Source organism: Variovorax sp. P1_H2, assembly GCF_056405295.1.
Map to the genome: position 1 here is coordinate 1 of NZ_JBFUCJ010000010.1, position 18,098 is coordinate 18,098.

The 18,098-nt window shown below is 67.8% G+C and carries 23 protein-coding genes and 1 pseudogene; all 24 read right to left on the reverse strand.

The features are described 5' to 3' along the window. Positions 1–243, reverse strand: a pseudogene (locus AC1D2E_RS05795) (DUF4870 family protein); the annotation flags it as partial. A 14-nt stretch (positions 244–257) separates the two neighbouring features. After that, positions 258–641 carry a phosphoribosyl-ATP diphosphatase gene (locus tag AC1D2E_RS05800; RefSeq protein WP_478196521.1) on the reverse strand — a complete coding sequence of 128 codons (384 nt, stop codon included), beginning with the start codon at positions 639–641 and terminating at the stop codon, positions 258–260. Further along, on the reverse strand, positions 638–1,039 hold the full coding sequence (gene hisI, locus AC1D2E_RS05805; RefSeq protein WP_478196522.1) for a phosphoribosyl-AMP cyclohydrolase: 402 nt from the start codon (positions 1,037–1,039) through the stop codon (positions 638–640). The genes AC1D2E_RS05800 and hisI overlap by 4 nt, the downstream gene beginning before the upstream one ends. Before the next feature lie 16 nt (positions 1,040–1,055). Beyond that, complete coding sequence (gene hisF, locus AC1D2E_RS05810) at positions 1,056–1,835, reverse strand: imidazole glycerol phosphate synthase subunit HisF (RefSeq protein WP_478170799.1); 780 nt, start codon at positions 1,833–1,835, stop codon at positions 1,056–1,058. 25 nt (positions 1,836–1,860) lie between these two features. Continuing rightward, entirely contained in the window at positions 1,861–2,700 is an 840-nt protein-coding gene (locus AC1D2E_RS05815; RefSeq protein ID WP_478196523.1) for a D-hexose-6-phosphate mutarotase, read from the reverse strand. Positions 2,701–2,809: 109 nt separating this feature from the next. Further along, positions 2,810–3,556 carry a 1-(5-phosphoribosyl)-5-[(5-phosphoribosylamino)methylideneamino]imidazole-4-carboxamide isomerase gene (gene hisA / locus AC1D2E_RS05820; protein ID WP_478196524.1) on the reverse strand — a complete coding sequence of 249 codons (747 nt, stop codon included), beginning with the start codon at positions 3,554–3,556 and terminating at the stop codon, positions 2,810–2,812. 125 nt (positions 3,557–3,681) lie between these two features. Further along, positions 3,682–4,332, reverse strand: a complete 651-nt coding sequence (gene hisH, locus AC1D2E_RS05825; protein ID WP_478170796.1) for an imidazole glycerol phosphate synthase subunit HisH — start codon at positions 4,330–4,332, stop codon at positions 3,682–3,684. A 16-nt stretch (positions 4,333–4,348) separates the two neighbouring features. Further along, positions 4,349–4,978, reverse strand: coding sequence for an imidazoleglycerol-phosphate dehydratase HisB (gene hisB, locus AC1D2E_RS05830; RefSeq protein ID WP_478196525.1), 630 nt, complete (start codon positions 4,976–4,978; stop codon positions 4,349–4,351). Beyond that, positions 4,975–6,066 carry a histidinol-phosphate transaminase gene (hisC, locus tag AC1D2E_RS05835; RefSeq protein WP_478196526.1) on the reverse strand — a complete coding sequence of 364 codons (1,092 nt, stop codon included), beginning with the start codon at positions 6,064–6,066 and terminating at the stop codon, positions 4,975–4,977. The genes hisB and hisC overlap by 4 nt, the downstream gene beginning before the upstream one ends. 11 nt (positions 6,067–6,077) lie before the next feature. After that, positions 6,078–6,455 (reverse strand): Rap1a/Tai family immunity protein, encoded by a 378-nt coding sequence (locus tag AC1D2E_RS05840; RefSeq protein WP_478196527.1) that lies wholly within the window; start codon positions 6,453–6,455, stop codon positions 6,078–6,080. After that, on the reverse strand, positions 6,422–6,961 hold the full coding sequence (locus AC1D2E_RS05845) for a WcaF family extracellular polysaccharide biosynthesis acetyltransferase (protein ID WP_478196528.1): 540 nt from the start codon (positions 6,959–6,961) through the stop codon (positions 6,422–6,424). Before AC1D2E_RS05845 ends, AC1D2E_RS05840 begins: the two co-directional genes overlap by 34 nt. 11 nt (positions 6,962–6,972) lie before the next feature. Further along, positions 6,973–8,301 (reverse strand): histidinol dehydrogenase, encoded by a 1,329-nt coding sequence (hisD, locus tag AC1D2E_RS05850; RefSeq protein ID WP_478196529.1) that lies wholly within the window; start codon positions 8,299–8,301, stop codon positions 6,973–6,975. Further along, the gene (hisG, locus tag AC1D2E_RS05855) at positions 8,298–8,942 is read right to left on the reverse strand and encodes an ATP phosphoribosyltransferase (protein WP_478170790.1); all 645 of its coding nucleotides are present in this window, start codon (positions 8,940–8,942) and stop codon (positions 8,298–8,300) included. The genes hisD and hisG overlap by 4 nt, the downstream gene beginning before the upstream one ends. Then, positions 8,939–10,225, reverse strand: coding sequence for a UDP-N-acetylglucosamine 1-carboxyvinyltransferase (gene murA / locus AC1D2E_RS05860; protein ID WP_478196530.1), 1,287 nt, complete (start codon positions 10,223–10,225; stop codon positions 8,939–8,941). Before murA ends, hisG begins: the two co-directional genes overlap by 4 nt. Before the next feature lie 18 nt (positions 10,226–10,243). Further along, positions 10,244–10,486 (reverse strand): BolA family protein, encoded by a 243-nt coding sequence (locus AC1D2E_RS05865; protein ID WP_478170788.1) that lies wholly within the window; start codon positions 10,484–10,486, stop codon positions 10,244–10,246. 149 nt (positions 10,487–10,635) lie between these two features. After that, entirely contained in the window at positions 10,636–11,400 is a 765-nt protein-coding gene (locus tag AC1D2E_RS05870) for an ABC transporter permease (RefSeq protein ID WP_478196594.1), read from the reverse strand. Positions 11,401–11,434: 34 nt separating this feature from the next. Continuing rightward, complete coding sequence (locus tag AC1D2E_RS05875; protein WP_478196531.1) at positions 11,435–12,382, reverse strand: ABC transporter ATP-binding protein; 948 nt, start codon at positions 12,380–12,382, stop codon at positions 11,435–11,437. 33 nt (positions 12,383–12,415) lie between these two features. Next, the gene (locus AC1D2E_RS05880; RefSeq protein ID WP_478170786.1) at positions 12,416–12,688 is read right to left on the reverse strand and encodes an STAS domain-containing protein; all 273 of its coding nucleotides are present in this window, start codon (positions 12,686–12,688) and stop codon (positions 12,416–12,418) included. A 7-nt stretch (positions 12,689–12,695) separates the two neighbouring features. Then, positions 12,696–13,349 (reverse strand): MlaC/ttg2D family ABC transporter substrate-binding protein, encoded by a 654-nt coding sequence (locus AC1D2E_RS05885; protein ID WP_478196532.1) that lies wholly within the window; start codon positions 13,347–13,349, stop codon positions 12,696–12,698. 133 nt (positions 13,350–13,482) lie between these two features. Next, positions 13,483–14,229, reverse strand: a complete 747-nt coding sequence (locus AC1D2E_RS05890; RefSeq protein ID WP_478196533.1) for an MlaA family lipoprotein — start codon at positions 14,227–14,229, stop codon at positions 13,483–13,485. Continuing rightward, positions 14,226–14,723 carry an outer membrane lipid asymmetry maintenance protein MlaD gene (mlaD, locus tag AC1D2E_RS05895; RefSeq protein ID WP_478196534.1) on the reverse strand — a complete coding sequence of 166 codons (498 nt, stop codon included), beginning with the start codon at positions 14,721–14,723 and terminating at the stop codon, positions 14,226–14,228. The genes AC1D2E_RS05890 and mlaD overlap by 4 nt, the downstream gene beginning before the upstream one ends. 37 nt (positions 14,724–14,760) lie before the next feature. After that, a complete protein-coding gene (mlaE, locus tag AC1D2E_RS05900) occupies positions 14,761–15,543 on the reverse strand; it encodes a lipid asymmetry maintenance ABC transporter permease subunit MlaE (RefSeq protein WP_478170782.1) in 783 nt (260 codons plus the stop codon). Next, positions 15,540–16,364, reverse strand: a complete 825-nt coding sequence (locus tag AC1D2E_RS05905) for an ABC transporter ATP-binding protein (RefSeq protein WP_478196535.1) — start codon at positions 16,362–16,364, stop codon at positions 15,540–15,542. The genes mlaE and AC1D2E_RS05905 overlap by 4 nt, the downstream gene beginning before the upstream one ends. A 242-nt stretch (positions 16,365–16,606) precedes the next feature. Further along, on the reverse strand, positions 16,607–18,085 hold the full coding sequence (locus tag AC1D2E_RS05910) for a glutamate synthase subunit beta (RefSeq protein WP_478196536.1): 1,479 nt from the start codon (positions 18,083–18,085) through the stop codon (positions 16,607–16,609). Positions 18,086–18,098 lie beyond the last annotated feature (13 nt).

Genomic DNA, 18,098 nt, shown 5'->3' on the forward strand with positions numbered 1-18,098 from the left:
GTACAGCACGCCGGCCCAGAGCACCGTGCGGATGCGCCAGCTGAAGTGCGAGGCCTGCCAGCTGCCGGCGGCGTCCTCGCGCTTGACCAGGTCGATGACCAGCGCGATCACCAGCAGGCCGATCGAGGCCTGGGCGCCCGGCAGCACGGCGCCGACCGCCACCGCCAGGTGCAGGATGTAGCTGACCCAGCCCCAGGTCTTGAGCGAGTCGTCGGGCTCGGTGGTCACGATGTCGTTGGGCATGGCAGGCGCTCCTTTCAGTCGTTGGAAGCTTCGCGATCCTGCGCCTTGCGCAGGGCCTTTTCCTCGATGCCGMTGGTGCCTTCGCGGCGCTCGAGTTCGGCCACCACGTCGGCGGGCGAGAACCCGTAGTGCGCGAGCGCCACCATGCTGTGGAACCAGAGGTCGGCGACTTCGTTCACCAGTTTCGTGCGGTCGCCGCCGTGATCGGCATCCTTGGCGGCCATCACGACCTCGGTGGCCTCCTCGCCGATCTTCTTCAGGAAGGTGTCCGGACCGCGTTGCAGCAGGCGGGCGACGTAGCTCTTCTCGGGGTCGCCGCCGCGTGCCGGCAGCCGGCTCTCGATGACGGCGGCCAGGCGCGCCAGGGCGTCTTCGGCGTTGCGGGATTCGGTGCTCATCTCGGTGACGATGTATAGATCGAGGCCGGGTCTTTCAGGACCGGCTCGGTGACGGTCCATTGGCCGTTCACGTACTTGCTGAAGAAGCAGCTGTGGCGCCCCGTGTGGCAGGCGATGCCGGGCTCGTGGCCCTGCTGCGTGACCTTGAGCAGCACCACGTCGTTGTCGCAATCGATCCGGATCTCGTGCACGGTCTGCACATGGCCGGATTCCTCGCCCTTGAACCACAGCTTCTTGCGCGAGCGGCTGAAGTACACGGCGCGGCCGGTCTCGGCCGTCTTGGCAAGCGCCTCGCGGTCCATCCAGGCGAACATCAGCACGTCGTTGCTGCCCTGCTCCTGCGCGATCACCGGCACCAGGCCGTTCGCGTCCCATTTCACTTCGTCGAGCCAGTTCATAGCGGGCTATTGTCGGTCACAGGCGCACCGGGATGCCGCGCGCGGCCATCTGCCGCTTGGCGTCGCCGACCGTGAACTCGCCGAAATGGAAGATGCTGGCCGCCAGCACCGCGTCGGCGCCGCCGGCCTGGATGCCGTCGGCCAGATGCTCGAGACTGCCGACACCGCCGGAGGCGATCACCGGCACGCTGACGGCGTCGCTCACGGCCCGCGTGAGCTCGAGGTCGAAGCCGCTCTTGGTGCCGTCGCGGTCCATGCTGGTCAGGAGGATCTCGCCGGCACCGCGGCGCGCCATCTCGACCGCCCACTGCACGGCGTCGAGGCCGGTGTTCTTGCGCCCACCGTGACTGTAGACGTCCCAGCCGGGCCCGCGCCGCTCGGCGTCCTCGGGCGTGCGCCGCTTGGCGTCGATCGCCACCACGATGCACTGGGCGCCGTACTTCTGGGATGCGTCCTCGATGACCTGGGGATTGGCGATCGCGGCCGAATTGAAGCTGGTCTTGTCGGCCCCGGCATTGAGCAGCCGGCGGACGTCCGCCACCGTGCGCACGCCGCCGCCGACAGTCAGCGGAATGAAAACCTGGGAGGCCACCGCCTCGATGATCGGCAGGATCAGGTCGCGGCCGTCGCTGGTGGCGGTGATGTCGAGGAAGGTCAGCTCGTCGGCGCCCTGGGCGTTGTAGCGGGCCGCGATCTCGACCGGGTCGCCGGCGTCGCGCAGTTCGACGAAGTTGACGCCCTTGACGACGCGGCCGCCGGTGACGTCGAGACAGGGAATGATGCGTTTGGCAAGCATGGTGGAAATTCGGACGGTGAAGGGTTCAGACGACCTTGAGCTGCTGCCAGCCCTGCCACTGGGCGCCGGGCGCCAGCAGCACGGCTTCGTCGATGCGGGCGGCCTCGACGCAGAGCATGTGGCGCCAGCCGTCGTCGGGCAGGTCGTCGAGCTGGGCGGAGAGTGCCGGGCCCGGATTCCAGACCACGGTCTCGGTGCAACTTGCGCTTTGCGAAATCTCGAGTGTGCCCGAAGGCTGCACCAGCCGAAGCGGCCGGGCGGGCGCGGCGTAGACGCTGTCGAATTCGGCGCCGAAACCCAGCGCCGGCGCCATCTCGACATGCTGGTCGTCGCGCACCGCATCCCAGCGGTTGGCGCCCTGCAGGCCCTCGAGCCGAACCCGGGTGACATCGTCGACCCGCAGGTAGCTATGGAGCGCGGCCGCGAAGGGCCAGGGCTCGCCGCCCATGTTGTCGATCGACAGCACGATGCGCAGCGCGTGCGGCGCCAGGGTCACGGCCAGGCGGGCCCGGAACGCGTGCGGCCAGAGGGCGCGGGTGGCCGTATCGTCGCGCAACGCCAGCACGACGGTGTCGCGCCGGTCGTCGGCCTGCGCCTCGGCTGTCCAGGCCAGGTTGCGGGCGAAGCCGTGCTTGGGCAGCAGGCCACGCTGGTTGAACTGCGGCCAGCAGACCGGCACGCCGCCGCGGATCGGGCTGCGGCCGTCGAAGCGGGCCTCGGGGCTCAGGTAGAGCCGTTCGACGCCATCGGCGGTCATCCAGGACAACACGTGGGCGCCATGCAGCGCGACGGTGCAGCTGTCGCCGCCGGGCAGCGCCAGGCGCACGGCCGGCTGGCCGCGATAGGCGAGGGCTTGGAAAGTCATGGCCCGATTCTAGGTTTGGCCGGTGCTTGCGTGCGGGAGCGCCGACACGCGCGCTGGTTTCCGTGCCGGACGCCATCCGGCGCCCGCCTCGACCGGCCCCGGGGCGAGGCTATGCGGCGTCGGCGAGTTCGTCGGCGCGGGCCTGGGCGGCGGCGAAATCCAGGTCGCCCGAATAGATGGCCCGACCACAGATCACGCCCTCGATGCCGTCCGCCTCGACCGCGCAGAGCTTGTCGATGTCGGCCATGTTCGAGAGCCCGCCAGAAGCGATCACGGGGATGGTCAGCGCCTGGGCCAGCCGCACCGTGGCGTCGATGTTGATGCCCGACAGCATGCCGTCGCGGCCGATGTCGGTGTAGATGATCGACTCGACGCCGTAGTCCTCGAACTTCTTGCCGAGATCGGCGACCTCGTGCCCGGTCAGCTTGCTCCAGCCGTCGGTCGCCACCTTGCCGTCCTTGGCATCCAGGCCGACGATGATGTGGCCGCCGAAGGCGCTGCAGGCATCCTTCAGGAAGCCGGGGTTCTTGACTGCGGCGGTGCCGATGATGACGTAGCGCAGGCCGTCGTCGATGTAGCGCTCGATGGTGTCGAGGTCGCGGATGCCGCCACCGAGTTGCACCGGGATGTCGTCGCCGACCGCCTTCAGGATCGCCTTGATCGCCGCATGGTTCTGCGGCTTGCCGGCAAAGGCGCCGTTCAGGTCGACCAGGTGCAGTCGGCGTGCGCCGGCTTCGAGCCACTTGCGTGCCATCGCGGCCGGGTCTTCGCCGAAAGTGGTGGACTGGTCCATATCGCCCTGCTTGAGGCGAACGCAGTGGCCATCTTTGAGGTCGATCGCAGGAATGAGGAGCATGGTGATGCGGGATTGCGTGGCGTACGGAGAGGGATGGGGACGGTGGACGGAATAAAGCGCGATGGTACCCAACCCGGCAAGCCAGCGAACGCGGGCCCGGTCGAAGCGTGGGAGCGTTCAGTGCGTCAGGGATTCCAGTGGAGGAAGTTTCGATAGAGCTGCAACCCGTGGTCCGCACTCTTCTCCGGGTGGAACTGGGTGGCAAAAATGTTATCGCGTGCCAGGGCGGCGGTAAAGCGCCCGCCGTAGTCGGCCTCGCCGGCGCTGTGCGCCGGGTCGGCGGGCTCGGCATAGAAGCTGTGGACGAAATAGAAGTAGCTCTGGTCGGGCACGCCGGCCCAGACCGGGTGCGCCCGCGTCTGCAGCACTTGGTTCCAGCCCATCTGCGGCACCTTGTAACGGCTGCCGTCCGGCTGCAGGCGTCCTTGGAGCTCGAACTTGCGGACGTTGCCGGGGATCAGGCCCAAGCCGTCGGTCGGCCCTTCGTCGCTGTGCGACAGCAGCATCTGCATGCCGACGCAGACGCCGAACAGCGGTTTGCCGGCGGCCGCCTCGAGCACCGACTCGAGCAGGCCCGAGTCGGCCAGCTCGCGCATGCAATCGGGCATCGCGCCCTGCCCCGGCAGCACCACGCGGGTGGCCCGGCGAACCACGTCGGGATCGGAGGTGACGAACACCTCGACGCCGACCTGGTCGGCGGCGTGCTGCACGGCCTGCGACACCGAGCGCAGGTTGCCCATGCCGTAGTCGACGACGGCGACGGTATTGGAGGTCATGAGAGAGTTCGGCGGCTCAGAGCGAGCCCTTCGTCGAGGGAATGACGCCGGCCGAGCGCGGGTCGAGCTCGAGCGCGGCCCGCAGCGCCCGTGCGAAGGCCTTGAACACGGTTTCGCACTGGTGGTGCGCGTTGACGCCCTTGAGGTTGTCGATGTGCAGGGTCACGAAGGCGTGGTTGGCGAAGCCCTGGAAGAACTCGTAAGTCAGCTGGCTGTCGAAGGTGCCGATCATGCCGCTGGTGAAGGGCACGTCCATCACCAGGCCGGGGCGGCCCGAGAAGTCGATCACGACACGGCTCAGCGCCTCGTCGAGCGGCACGTAGGCATGCCCATAGCGTCTGATGCCCTTCTTGTCGCCGACCGCCTTGGCCACCGCCTGGCCCAGCGTGATGCCGACATCCTCGACCGTGTGGTGGCCGTCGATGTGCAGGTCGCCCTGGCAGTCGATGTCGAGGTCGATCAGGCCGTGGCGGGCGATCTGGTCGAGCATGTGGTCGAAAAAACCGATGCCGGTCGACAGTTTCGCGCGGCCGGTGCCGTCGAGGTCGACCTTGACCGTGATCCTGGTTTCGGCCGTGTTGCGCGTGACGCAGGCCGAGCGCGCGCCGGCGGCGACGACGGCTTCGGGTGCCAGAGGGGTGTTCATAGTGAGGCTTCGAGGGCGGCGAGCATCTGCGCGTTCTCGTCGGCGGTGCCGACCGTCAGGCGCAGGCAGTTCGCCAGCAATGTGTGCATTTTAGAAACGTTCTTGACCAGCACGCCGCGAGCCTTCATGCCCTCGAAGGTCTTTGCCGCGTCAGGGACCCGGATCAGGATCATGTTGGCCTCGCTCGGCCAGCTCCGGACCGCCGGCAGCCGGGCCAGCCGCTCGACCAATCCGGCGCGCTGGCTGCGGATCTCGGCCGCCTGGGCGTCGAACACCGCGGCGTGTTCGAGCGCGAACAGCGCGCACTCGCAGTTGAGCACGCTGATGTTGTAGGGCGGGCGCACCTTGTCGATCTCCGCCACCAGCGCCGCCGGCCCCATCAGGTAGCCCAGGCGGGCCCCGGCCAGGCCGAACTTGCTGAGCGTGCGCATCAGCAGCACGTGGCCGTGGCGCGCCACCCGATCGATGTAGCTGCGGCCCGCGAAGGGCTGGTAGGCCTCGTCGATGACCACCAGCCCGCCCTGGGCGCCCTGGGCCTCGACGATCTTCTCGATCACGGCGTCGTCCCAGAGGTTGGCGGTCGGGTTGTTCGGGTAGGCCAGGAAGACGATGGCAGGCTTCTCGCTGGCGATGGCGTCGAGCATCGCGCCCTCGTCGAGCTCGAAATCGGCGGTGAGCGGGACGCCGACGAAGCGCAGGCCCTGCAACTGCGCGCTCATGGCGTACATCACGAAGCCGGGCACCGGCGCCAGGATCGTGGCGCCGGGCAGGTCGCAGGCGATCGCCAGCAGGGAGATCAGCTCGTCCGAGCCGTTGCCGAGCATCAGCGCGAAGCCCTCGGGCATGCCGGCATGGGCAGCCAGGGCCCGCTGCAGATCGGCGCCGCGCTCGCCGGGATAACGGTTCAGCGCCACGGCGCCCAGCCGCTGGCCAAGCGCCGCCTGCAGCGCCGACGACAGGCCGTGGGGGTTCTCCATGGCATCGAGCTTGATCAGGCCGCGGGCATCCTGCACGGCATAGGCATGCATGGATTGCACGTCGGCGCGGATGCGCGCCAGCGCACGGCGGGTGTTGTCGATGGCGGTCATGGCAGGGTCGGTCAGTTGCAGGGGTAGCTGTTGCGCAGCGCGGCCGAGAGCACCAGCTGGACCGGCATGTCCGCCTCGTAGCTTTCGGCGTTGCGCGTCAGTTCGGTTTGATAGAGGGAGCGTGCCATCACCGGTTCGAGGCGGCGCCCGTTGATGCAGAACAGCGGCTTCTGGCCGGCACGCCGCTCAGCCTCGCTGGCTTCGCGCAGGCCTTCCATGACGCCGACCAGGTAGTAGTTGGCGTAGAGCTTGCCGTCCTTCTCGTTGGCCTCGAGCATGCGAATTTCTCGGATCGACATCGCCTGCGCGAATGTCGACAGCGCAAACAGAAAGACGCCGGCCGCCCCGAAGAGGATCAGTCGCGCGGGCGGGGCTTGATCAGCACGCATGGGTTCCCTGCAAAAACCGCCCAGCCTTCGAGATCGCGGGTGACGACCGAGCGGGCCCCCACCACGGCACCGTCGCCGATCGTGACGCCGGGCGCAACGAAGGATTCGGCGGCCAGCCAGACGCCATCGCCGACCTGGATGTCGTCCCAGATCAGCGGAAAGTTGGGCAGCTTGTAGTCGTGCGTGCCGGTGCACAGCCACACCCGCTGCGAGACGCAGCAGTTCTTGCCGATGCGGACCTGGCCGTAGTTGTAGATCTCGACCCCCTCGCCGATGGCCGTGTACTCGCCGATCTCGAGGTTCCAGGGCATCAAGACCTTGACGCCGGTGCTGACCAGCACCCGCTCGCCGATCCGGGCCCCGAAAAGCCGCAGCAGGAACAGCCTCAGCGGCGAGAACGCACGCGGTCCGGCACGGCCCAGCAGGCCCCAGACCAGCATCCAGGCAACGCGGCGCAGCTTCTGGCCCAGGCTCCAGGGATGCCCGCGGCTGGACTTCAGGTCCATGGCGCCCTGTGTCATGGCTTTGCGTCGCGCAACCGCATTTCGGCGGCCCGCGCATGCGCCTGCAGGCCTTCGCCGTGCGCCAGCACCGAGGCCACCTGACCCAGCGTCTGGGCGCCCTCCTCGCTGACTTCGATCAGGCTCGATCGCTTCTGGAAATCGTAGACCCCGAGCGGCGAGCTGAAGCGCGCCGTGCCGCTGGTGGGCAGCACGTGGTTCGGACCGGCGCAGTAGTCGCCGAGGCTTTCGCTCGTGTAGGCGCCCAGGAAGATCGCGCCGGCATGCCTGAGCAGCGGCTCCCAGCGGTGCGGCTCCCGGCTGCTGACTTCGAGGTGCTCGGGGGCGATGCGGTTGCTGATCTCGCAGGCTTCCTCCATGCTGCGGGTGTGGATCAGCGCGCCCCGGCCGTTGAGCGAGGCGGCGATGATTTCGGCCCGCGGCATCGCGGGCAGCAGGCGGTCGATTTCCTGTTGCACGCGCTCGATGTAGCCGGCGTCGGGGCTGAGCAGAATGCTCTGCGCGAGTTCGTCGTGCTCGGCCTGGCTGAACAGGTCCATGGCCACCCAGTCGGGCGGCGTGCTGCCGTCGGCCAGCACCAGGATCTCGCTCGGACCGGCGATCATGTCGATGCCGACGGTGCCGAACACCCGCCGCTTGGCGGCCGCCACGTAGGCGTTGCCGGGGCCGGTGATCTTGTCGACCGCCGGAATCGTCGCCGTGCCGTAGGCCAGCGCCGCCACGGCCTGGGCGCCGCCGATCGTGAAGGCGCGCGTGACGCCCGCGACGTGGGCGGCGGCCAGCACCAGCGGATTCTTCTCGCCACCCGGCGTGGGCACGACCATGATGATTTCGCCGACGCCCGCCACGTGCGCCGGGATCGCGTTCATCAGGACGCTCGACGGATAGGCGGCCTTGCCGCCTGGGACGTAGATGCCGACACGGTCCAGCGGCGTCACCTTCTGGCCCAGCAGCGTGCCGTCGGCATCGCGGTAGCTCCAGCTCTCGCCACTGGCCTTCTTCTGGGCCTCGTGGTAACTGCGGACGCGGCGCGCCGCGGCCTCGAGCGCATCCTTTTGCTGCGCCGGCAGCGACTCGAAGGCGGCGCGCAACTCGACGGCCGTGAGTTCCAGCGCCGGCATGCCGTCGACGTCGAGGCGGTCGAAGCGCCGCGTGTAGTCGAGCACCGCCTCGTCGCCCCGGCGCTGCACGTCGGCCAGGATGTCGGCCACCACCTGCTCGATGGCCGCATCCGCTTCGGCGGACCAATGCAGGCGCGCCTTGAACTCGGCCTCGAAGGCGGCCGAAACGGTGGACAGGCGGGCGGGTGCGGCTTTCAGGTTCATTTCGATGTCGGAATGGCCGATGCGAAGGCATCGACGATGCGGCGGATGGCCTCCTGCTTGAGCTTGAGCGCCGCCTGGTTGACCACCAGCCGGGCGCTGATGTCCATGATGCGCTCGACCTCGACCAGCTGGTTGGCCTTGAGGGTGTTGCCGGTCGAGACCAGGTCRACGATCGCGTCGGCCAGGCCGGTGAGCGGCGCCAGCTCCATGCTGCCATAGAGCTTGATCAGGTCCACATGCACGCCCTTGCTGGCGAAGAACTCGCGCGCCAGGCCGACGTACTTGGTCGCCACCTTGAGGCGCGAACCCTGCTTCACGGCCGAGGCGTAGTCGTAGTCGGCGCGCACCGCCACGCTCAGGCGGCAGGCCGCGATGCGCAGGTCGAGCGGCTGGTAGAGCCCCTGGTTGCCGTGCTCGAGCAACACGTCGAGCCCGGTCACGCCGAGATCGGCGCCGCCGTACTGCACGTAGGTCGGCACGTCCGAGGCGCGCACCAGCACCACACGGACATCGGGCCGGGTCGTCCCGAGGATCAGCTTGCGCGACTTCTCGGGGTCCTCGGTCACCTCGATGCCGGCCGCGGCCAGCAGCGGCAGGGTCTCCTCGAAGATGCGGCCCTTCGACAGCGCCAGCGTGATCACGGCTGCACCTCGGCCGGTCCGGCGACCCGCTCGATGTCGGCGCCGAGGCCGCGCAGCTTGCCTTCCATGCGGTCGTAGCCGCGGTCGAGGTGGTAGATGCGGTCGACCAGCGTCTCGCCGTCGGCCACCAGGCCGGCGATCACGAGGCTGGCCGAAGCGCGCAGGTCGGTCGCCATCACGGTGGCGCCGGAGAGCTGCGCGACACCCTCGATCACCGCCACCTTGCCGTCGGTCTGGATCTTGGCGCCCAGGCGCAGCATCTCGTCGACGTGCATGAAGCGGTTCTCGAAGATCGTCTCGGTCACGGTCGAGGTGCCCTCGGCAATCGCGTTGAGCGCCATGAACTGGGCCTGCATGTCGGTCGGGAAGCCCGGGTATTCGGTGGTGCGGAAGCTCTGCGCCTTGAGCCGGACCTGGCTCTGCACGCGGATGCCGCCGTCGACCGCCGACACCTGGGCGCCGGCTTCGCGCAGCTTCTCGATCACGGCGTCGAGATGGTCGGCCCGGCCATGCTTCAGGAACACGTCGCCGCCGGCCGCGGCCACGGCGCACAGGAAGGTGCCGGCCTCGATCCGGTCGGCCACCACCTGGTGCGTGCAGCCGTCGAGCCGCGCCACCCCCTGGATGCGGATGCGGCTGGTGCCATGGCCTTCGATCTTCGCGCCCATGGCGATCAGCATCTCGGCCAGGTCGGCGATCTCGGGCTCCTGGGCGGCATTCTCGAGAACGGTCTCGCCCTCGGCCAGCGCCGCGGCCATGAGGAAGTTCTCGGTGCCGGTGACGGTCACCATGTCGGTCGTGATGCGGGCGCCATGCAGGCGCTCGCGGCCGCCGCCGATGCGCGCCACCATGTAGCCGTGCTCGACCACGATCTCGGCACCCATGGCCTGCAGGCCCTTGATGTGCTGGTCGACCGGACGCGAACCGATCGCGCAGCCGCCCGGCAGCGAGACCTTGGCCCGGCCGAAGCGCGCCAGCAGCGGACCGAGCGCGAGCACCGAGGCCCGCATCGTCTTGACCAGCTCGTACGGTGCCTCGGGCACCTCGAGTAATCGCGCATCGATGCGCACCGTGCCGTTGTCGTCGCGGTCGGCGCTGACGCCCATGTTGTGGACCAGCTTGAGCATGGTCGCGACATCCTTCAGGCGCGGCACGTTGTGCAGCGTCACCGGACGGTCGGTCAGCAGGGCTGCGCACAACTCGGGCAGCGCGGCGTTCTTGGCGCCGGAAATGAGTACCTCGCCGCGGAGCTTGCGCCCGCCGCGAATCAGGAGTTTGTCCATGAGGAATCCAGCGAAAATCTAGCGGTTCTGGCCTGCCCACTCGGCAGGCGTGAAGGTTTTCATCGAAAGCGCATGCACTTCGTCGGTGTGCATTTTGGCACCCAGGGTGGCATAGACCCGCTGATGCCGCTGGATGGGGCGCTTGCCCTCGAACTCGGGCGAGACGATGGTCGCATACCAGTGGCGGCCATCGCCCTCGAGCGTGATGTGGTCGCAGGCCAGGCCGGCCTCGATGATCGATTGAAGTTCTTCTGCAGTCATGTCAGTGTTCCAGCGCGCGATTGCGTGACCCGCGACGCATGAAGCCGGCCCGGCGCAAGGCCAGGGATACCGCGGAACCGGCTTTGCCGGGCCGCTGGTATCGCCCCCTTGAGGGGGAGGCGCCGCAGGCGCTTCGGGGGTGTTTCATTTCATCCACGAATTTTGTAGCCGATGCGCAGCAGGTGGACCGCAATGGCGCTCACCACCAGCCAGGCACCGCCGACGATCGCCAGGCTCAGCCAGGGCGACGTATCGCTGACGCCGAAGAAGCCGTAGCGGAAGCCATMGATCATGTAGAAGAAAGGGTTCAGGTGGCTCACGGCCTGCCAGAAGGGCGGCAGCGAGCCGATCGAATAGAACACGCCGGACAGGAAGGTCATCGGCATGATCAGGAAGTTCTGGAACACCGCCATCTGGTCGAACTTCTCGGCCCAGAGGCCGGCGATCAGGCCCAGCGTGCCCAGGATGGCGGCGCCCAGGAAGGCGAAGACCAGGATCCAGAGCGGCGCCACGAAGCCCGGCATGGCGAAGAAGGCAGTCACGACGAACACGCCGAGGCCCACTGCCAGTCCGCGCACGATGGACGATCCGACGTAGGCCAAGAACCAGCCCCAGTGGGACAGCGGCGTCAGCAGCACGAACACCAGGCTGCCCATGATCTTGCTCTGGATGATCGACGACGAGCTGTTGGCGAAGGCGTTCTGCAGCACGCTCATCATCACGAGGCCGGGCACCAGGAAGGCGGTGTAGCTCACTGTGCCGAAGACCTTGACGTGGTCCTCGAGCACGTGGCCGAAGACCATCAGGTAGAGCACCGCGGTCAGCACCGGGGCGCCGACGGTCTGGAAGCCGACCTTCCAGAAGCGCAGCGTTTCCTTGTAGAGCAAGGCGCGCCAACCCAGCGCGTTGATCATCATGCGAGCCTCCATGCCCGGCCCGGCGCGGCGCTCATCTCGCGACCTCCAGCGGCGTCTGCTCGCCCGCCATCAGATCGATGAAGACGTCCTCGAGGTCGGCCTTGCGCATCTCGACGTCCTCGACGTCGAGGCCGGCTTCGCGGATCGCGGCCAGCAGCTGCTCGACCTCGTGGGCGTTCTGCGCGGGCAGCTGCACGATGCGGCCGGTGATGCGGGCGTGCTGGGCGATCGACCAGGGCAGCAGGCCGTCGGTCTTGAAGCGCAGCACGTTGCTGGCGGCCGAGCGCAGCAGTTCGCTGGTGCGATCGAGCGCGATCACGCGGCCCTGCTTGAGCATCGCGATCCGATGGCAAAGCGCCTCGGCTTCCTCGAGGTAGTGGGTGGTCAGCAGCACCGTGCTGCCCTGCTTGTTGAGCTTGGCCACGAACTGCCACAGTGTCTGGYGCAGCTCGACGTCGACGCCCGCGGTGGGCTCGTCCAGCACGATCACCGGCGGCTTGTGGACCAGCGCCTGCGCAACCAGGACGCGCCGCTTCATGCCGCCCGAGAGCTGGCGCATGTTGGCGTTCGCCTTGTCGGCCAGGCCCAGGCTTTGCAGCAGTTCGTCGATCCAGGCGTCGTTGTTCCGGATGCCGAAATAGCCCGACTGGATGCGCAGCGCCTCGCGGACATTGAAGAAGGGGTCGAAGACCAGCTCTTGCGGCACCACGCCGAGATGGCGGCGCGCCTGCGCGTAGTCCTTCTGGACGTCGAATCCATGGACCCGGATGGTGCCGCTGGTCGGCCGGGACAGGCCAGCGAGCATGCTGATCAGGGTGGTCTTGCCGGCGCCGTTCGGGCCCAGCAGGCCGAAGAACTCGCCTTCCTCGATCTGGAAGCTCACGTCATCGACGGCACGAAGCCCGGGCTTGCCCTGGTTTCGTTGTTGGCGTGAGGGGGGATAGGTCTTGGAGACCGACTGGAAGGAGATCGCGGGCATGACAGCCCGCCATTTTAAGCGGCCGCCGGTTTTCTAGGGGGCAGCGGGCAAAAGGCCTGCGATTCCGTAGAGCGCGGCCAATTCGCGCAGGCGCGCCGGGAGGCCCTTCACCGCGAAGCCGCGACCGAGGGCGCTGGACTCGCGCCGGCACTCGAGCAGTACCGCCAGCGCCGAGGAGTCGAACTCGACCAGGGCGCTGGCATCGACCACGGTGCCGGTGTCGGTCTGCCCGGCCAGCCCCTGCTGGAGCATGTAGGCGCAGGCAGGCGCTTCGTCGTGCGTCAACTTGGGGGGCAGCACCAGCATCGCCGACTCAGCTCTTGCCGTTGTTCTTGTTGCGCGCTTCCAGGACGGCGATCAAGCCGTCGATGCCCTTGCTGTTGATCTGCTGCGCGAACTGGGTGCGGTAGGTATCCACCAGCCACACGCCCAGCACGTTGATGTTGTAGATCTTCCAGCCGCCGGCCTCCCCCGGGGTCTTCTCGAGCCGATAGTCGAGTTGCACCGGATCGCCGCTGCCTTTGACTTCGGTGCGCACCAGCACTTCCTTGTCGTCGGGCGAGCCACGGAAGGGGCGCACGCTCACCGTCTGGTCGCTGACCTGGTCGAGCGCACCCGCGTAGGTGCGCACCAGCAAGGTCTTGAACTCTTCCTCGAGGCGCTTCTGCTGCTCCGGCGTGGCCTGGCGCCAGGCCGGGCCGACGGCCGAAGACGTCATCCGCAGGAAATTCACGTTCGGCATGATCTTGCTGTCGACCAGCTGCATGATCTTGCCGATGTCGCCGGCCTTGATCGACTTGTCGGCCTTGATGGTGTCCAGCACGTCCGAAGACAGGCGCTTGATCAGGACATCGGGCGCCTCGTCGGCGGCCTGGGCCGCCGGCACGAATCCGACCGCGGCGCCGACCAGCAGCAGGCCGGCGAGCGCCAGGCGTCCCAATGCACGGCGTTGAAGATTCTGGTTCATCGAGTCAATCCCTTGTATCAAAAGTCGGGCAAACGCCCTGACGGGTTGGAGCCCTGCGACACCGGCGGGGTTCCACGGCGCGCACCAGGTGCTGCGACCGAATGCAACGAAGCCGGGTCGGGCGCGACCGCCCCTAGTTGCCGTCGTCGGGCGGATTTCCATCGTGAACTTCACTGCGTCGGCGCTGCAGGAAGGCATCACGGGTGAAGGTGTATCGGTCGAGCGCCGCGTCCTCGAGCAACTGCCCCACCCGCAGCAGGTTGGCGCGGATGTCGATCAGGCGCAGAGCGTACATCGAATTGCGCACCGGGATGTCGGCGATCTGGCTGACCAGATCGCCTTGCACATCGACCGGCAGCGCGACGGTGTCGCGCAGGGTCGACGGGCCCAGGAGCGGCAGCACCAGGTACGGGCCCGCCGGAACACGCCAGCGGCCCAGCGTCTGGCCGAAGTCCTCGCTGTGGCGGTCGATGCCGAGCTCGGTGGCCACGTCCAGCACGCCGCCGAGGCCGAAGACCGTGTTGACGTTCACGCGCATGAAGGTCTGGGCACTGTCCTGGAGCTTCAGCTGCGCCACGCTGTTGGCAAAACTCCAGACGTCCGACAGATTGCCGAAGAAGTTGTTCACGCCGGTGCGGATCGGCGAGGGCAGAACCTTGACATAGGCCGTCGCGGCCGGCTTCAGCAGCGCGTCGTCGAGCGCGTTGTTGAAGCGATAGACCTGTCGATTGAGCGGCTCAAGGGGGTCCGCGGGGTTGGCGTTCGGACCGGTCGCACAACCCGTGGCGAGAACGAGGACGCCAGCGGCGAATGTCGCGCGCACGCCGGTGGCGAAGCGGGCACGCGCGGCCGAGCCGGCGAAAGAAGATCGTGGTTTCATTTCTTGTTGTTGGCGGGAGCGGGACCGGATGGAGTGCTTCCTTCTGCCGCCTTGCTGTAGAGGAACTGGCTGATCAGATTTTCCAGCACGACGGCTGATTGGGTATCGGTCACGACATCGCCGGCTTGAAGGGTCTTTTCGTCGGCGCCGGCTTCGATCCCGATGTACTGCTCGCCGAGCAGGCCGCTGGTCAGGATCTTGAAGGAGCTGTCCTTGGGGAAACTGTAGCGGTTCTGCAGCGCCAGCGTCACGGCCGCCTGGAAGTTCTTGTCGTCGAACGTGATGGCTTCGACGCGTCCGACCACCACCCCGGCGCTCTTGACTGCGGTCTGCGGCTTGAGGCCGCCGATGTTGTCGAAGCGCGCGGTCACGTTGTAGGTCTTCTGGAAGTTCAGGCCCAGAAGGTTGGCCGACTGCAGCGCCAGGAAGAGCAGCGCGGCGCCGCCGATCAGCACGAACAGGCCGACCCAGATGTCATTGTTGGAACGTTGCATGTGTTGCACTCTCTCTGAACGATTGGCCTAGGGCCGCCTAAATGCTGAACATCATGGCGGTCAGCATGAAATCGAGCCCGAGCACGCTGAGCGAGGCGACCACCACCGTGCGCGTGGTGGCGCGCGACACGCCCTCGGGCGTCGGCTGCGACTGGTAGCCCTGCAGCAGCGCGATGAAGGTCACGGCGACGCCGAAGACGATGCTCTTGACGACGCCGTTGCCGACGTCGCGCCAGACATCGACGCCACCCTGCATCTGGCCCCAGAAGGCCCCGGAGTCGACGCCCAGCATCAGCACGCCCACCACGTAGCCGCCGATCACGCCGACCGCGCTGAACACCGCCGCCAGCAAGGGCATGGTGATCACGCCGCCCCAGAAGCGCGGCGCCAGGATGCGCTGCACCGGATCGACCGCCATCATCTCCATGGCGCTGAGTTGCTCGCCCGCCTTCATGAGGCCGATCTCGGCGGTGAGCGAGGTGCCGGCGCGGCCCGCGAACAGCAGCGCCGCCACCACCGGGCCGAGCTCGCGCACCAGGCTCAGTGCAACCAGCAGGCCCAGCGCCTCCGACGAGCCGTAGCGCTGCAGCGTGTAGTACCCCTGCAGCCCCAGCACGAAGCCGACGAACAGTCCCGAGACGGCGATGATCGCCAGCGAATAGTTGCCCAGGAAGTGGACCTGGTCGCGCACCAGCCCGAAACGGCGCAGGCTGTGCGCACCACGCAGCAGGAGCTGCAGGAACAGGCGCGCGCCGAGCCCGAGGTCGGCCAGTTTGCTTCGCACGGCGAAGCCCACGTCGGCCGGCTTGTACCAGCTCATTCGCGTCCCCCCTGCGCATTGCCGAAATCGGCCTCGACGCCGACCGCGGGATAGTGGAAGTGCACCGGCCCCTCGGGCAGCGCATTGACGAACTGGTGGACCAGCGGATCGGTGCTGACGCGCACCTCTTGCGGCTTGCCCTGCGCGGCAATGCCGCCATTGGCCAGGATGATCACGTGGTCGGCGATGTGGAAGGTCTCGTCGAGGTCGTGCGACACGACCACGCTGGTGAGGCCCAGCGTGTCGTTGAGCTGCCGGATCAGCCGCGCCGCGGTGCCGAGCGAGATCGGGTCGAGGCCGGCGAAAGGTTCGTCGTACATGACGAGGTCGGGGTCGAGCGCGATCGCGCGCGCCAGCGCCACGCGCCGCGCCATGCCGCCCGACACCTCGCTGGGCATCAGTTCGCGCGCGCCGCGCAGGCCGACCGCGTCGAGCTTCATCAGCACGATGTCGCGGACCAGCCCTTCGGACAGGCGCGTGTGCTCGCGCAGCGGAAAAGCCACGTTGTCGAACACGCTCATGTCGGTGAAGAGCGCGCCGAACTGGAACAGCATGCCCATGCGGCGCCGGGCCGCATAGAGCGCTTCGGGTGCCAACTGGCCCACATCCTCGCCGTTGACCAGCACCTGGCCGCGGCGCGCACGCACCTGGCCGCCGATCAAGCGCAGCACGGTGGTCTTGCCGCCGCCCGAAGCGCCCATCAATGCCGTCACCTTGCCGCGCGGCACCGAGAACGAGACGCCGTCGAGGATCGCGCGATCGCCGTAGCCGAAGGCGACGTCGCGGAATTCAACGAGGGAAGAGGAAGGTGCAGGATTCATGACAATGAAAAAGCCGGGGCACCCCTGAGGACATCCCGGCTCGCGGTAACGCTCAATGATAAGGGAAGCACGAAGCTTGCCCGCGCCGACCGCCCCAAGGCAGGCACGCGCCCCCTCGAGAGGCAGCGAACCACACGAAGCGGGGAGCGTGGGGGCCCAGGCCGGCGCCGGGCCGCCCCAAGGCGGCCTGCGCCCCCTCGGGGGGCAGCGACCACACGCAGTGAGGGAGCGTGGGGGTCAGTTCAGCGCGGCAGGTCGCTGAAGCCCATGAGGAATTCGTCGACCGAGCGCGCAGCCTGGCGGCCTTCGCGGATCGCCCACACCACCAGCGACTGGCCACGGCGGATGTCGCCGGCGGCGAAGACCTTCGGCACGTTGGTCGCATAGCCGCCGATGAAGTCGACGCTCGCCTTGGCATTGCCGCGGGCGTCCTTCTCGACGCCGAAGGCATCCAGCACGCTGGCGACCGGGCTCACGAAGCCCATGGCCAGCAGCACCAGGTCGGCCTTGAGCACCTGCTCGCTGCCGGCGACCTCGACCATCTTGCCGTCCTTCCACTCGACGCGGACCGTCTTGAGGCCGGTGAGCTTGCCCTTCTCGCCGATGAATTCCTTGGTCGAGATCGCGAACTCGCGCTCGCAGCCCTCTTCGTGACTCGAACTGGTGCGCAGCTTGTACGGCCAGTAGGGCCAGGTCAGCGGGCGGTTCTCTTCCTCGGGCGGCTGCGGCATCAGCTCGAACTGGGTCACGCTGGCCGCGCCATGGCGGTTGCTGGTGCCCACGCAGTCGGAGCCGGTGTCGCCGCCGCCGATCACGATCACGTGCTTGCCGTCGGCGCGCAACTGGCCCTTGACCTTGTCGCCGGCGTTGACCTTGTTCTGCTGCGGCAGGAACTCCATCGCGAAATGGATGCCGTCGAGGTCGCGGCCGGGCACCGGCAGGTCGCGCGACTGCTCGGCACCGCCGGTCAGCAGCACCGCATCGAATTCCTTGCCGAGCTGTTCGGGCGTGACGGTTTCCTTGGCCCAGTTGGTGACCTTGGAGCCTTTGCCCAGCGGATCCTTGGCCGCGCCGACCATCACGCCGGTGCGGAAGCTCACGCCTTCGGCCTTCATCTGCTCGACGCGGCGATCGATGTGCACCTTCTCCATCTTGAAATCGGGAATGCCATAGCGCAGCAGGCCGCCGATGCGGTCGTTCTTCTCGAACAGCGTGACGTCGTGGCCGACGCGCGCCAGCTGCTGCGCCGCCGCCATGCCGGCCGGGCCGGAGCCGACCACCGCGACCTTCTTGCCGGTCTTGTGCTTGGCCRGCCGGGCCGCGACCCAGCCTTCGTCCCAGGCACGATCGATGATCGCGTGCTCGATCGACTTGATGCCGACCGGATCGTCATTGACGTTCAGGACGCAGGCGGCCTCGCAGGGTGCAGGACAGATGCGGCCGGTGAACTCGGGAAAGTTGTTGGTCGAATCGAGCACCACGAAGGCGCTTTCCCAGTCGCTGCGATACACCAGATCGTTGAAGTCCGGAATRATGTTGTTGACCGGGCAGCCGCTGTTGCAGAACGGCGTGCCGCAGTCCATGCAGCGCGCGCCCTGCACCTTGGCCTGCGCCTCGTCGAGGCCGACCACGAATTCCTTGTAATGCTTGACCCGCTCCTCGACGGGCTTGTAGCCCTCCTCGATGCGCTCGTGCTCCATGAAGCCGGTGATTTTTCCCATCGTGCTTTCCTGT

What these genes read in the sequence shown, in the direction of transcription:
- hisD (WP_478196529.1), bottom strand. Translation starts at nt 8,301, where the DNA reads ATGAACCTGAAAGCCGCACCCGCCCGCCTGTCCACCGTTTCGGCCGCC.
- hisB (WP_478196525.1), bottom strand. Translation starts at nt 4,978, where the DNA reads ATGAACACCCCTCTGGCACCCGAAGCCGTCGTCGCCGCCGGCGCGCGC.
- AC1D2E_RS05905 (WP_478196535.1), bottom strand. Translation starts at nt 16,364, where the DNA reads ATGAATCCTGCACCTTCCTCTTCCCTCGTTGAATTCCGCGACGTCGCC.
- mlaE (WP_478170782.1), bottom strand. Translation starts at nt 15,543, where the DNA reads ATGAGCTGGTACAAGCCGGCCGACGTGGGCTTCGCCGTGCGAAGCAAA.
- mlaD (WP_478196534.1), bottom strand. Translation starts at nt 14,723, where the DNA reads ATGCAACGTTCCAACAATGACATCTGGGTCGGCCTGTTCGTGCTGATC.
- hisC (WP_478196526.1), bottom strand. Translation starts at nt 6,066, where the DNA reads ATGACCGCCATCGACAACACCCGCCGTGCGCTGGCGCGCATCCGCGCC.
- hisF (WP_478170799.1), bottom strand. Translation starts at nt 1,835, where the DNA reads ATGCTTGCCAAACGCATCATTCCCTGTCTCGACGTCACCGGCGGCCGC.
- AC1D2E_RS05815 (WP_478196523.1), bottom strand. Translation starts at nt 2,700, where the DNA reads ATGACTTTCCAAGCCCTCGCCTATCGCGGCCAGCCGGCCGTGCGCCTG.
- AC1D2E_RS05865 (WP_478170788.1), bottom strand. Translation starts at nt 10,486, where the DNA reads ATGACTGCAGAAGAACTTCAATCGATCATCGAGGCCGGCCTGGCCTGC.
- hisH (WP_478170796.1), bottom strand. Translation starts at nt 4,332, where the DNA reads ATGACCTCCAATACCGTCGCCGTCGTCGACTACGGCATGGGCAACCTG.
- AC1D2E_RS05845 (WP_478196528.1), bottom strand. Translation starts at nt 6,961, where the DNA reads ATGGACCTGAAGTCCAGCCGCGGGCATCCCTGGAGCCTGGGCCAGAAG.
- AC1D2E_RS05890 (WP_478196533.1), bottom strand. Translation starts at nt 14,229, where the DNA reads ATGAAACCACGATCTTCTTTCGCCGGCTCGGCCGCGCGTGCCCGCTTC.
- hisA (WP_478196524.1), bottom strand. Translation starts at nt 3,556, where the DNA reads ATGCTCCTCATTCCTGCGATCGACCTCAAAGATGGCCACTGCGTTCGC.
- murA (WP_478196530.1), bottom strand. Translation starts at nt 10,225, where the DNA reads ATGGACAAACTCCTGATTCGCGGCGGGCGCAAGCTCCGCGGCGAGGTA.
- hisI (WP_478196522.1), bottom strand. Translation starts at nt 1,039, where the DNA reads ATGAACTGGCTCGACGAAGTGAAATGGGACGCGAACGGCCTGGTGCCG.
- AC1D2E_RS05840 (WP_478196527.1), bottom strand. Translation starts at nt 6,455, where the DNA reads ATGCGTGCTGATCAAGCCCCGCCCGCGCGACTGATCCTCTTCGGGGCG.
- AC1D2E_RS05885 (WP_478196532.1), bottom strand. Translation starts at nt 13,349, where the DNA reads ATGAACCAGAATCTTCAACGCCGTGCATTGGGACGCCTGGCGCTCGCC.
- AC1D2E_RS05880 (WP_478170786.1), bottom strand. Translation starts at nt 12,688, where the DNA reads ATGCTGGTGCTGCCCCCCAAGTTGACGCACGACGAAGCGCCTGCCTGC.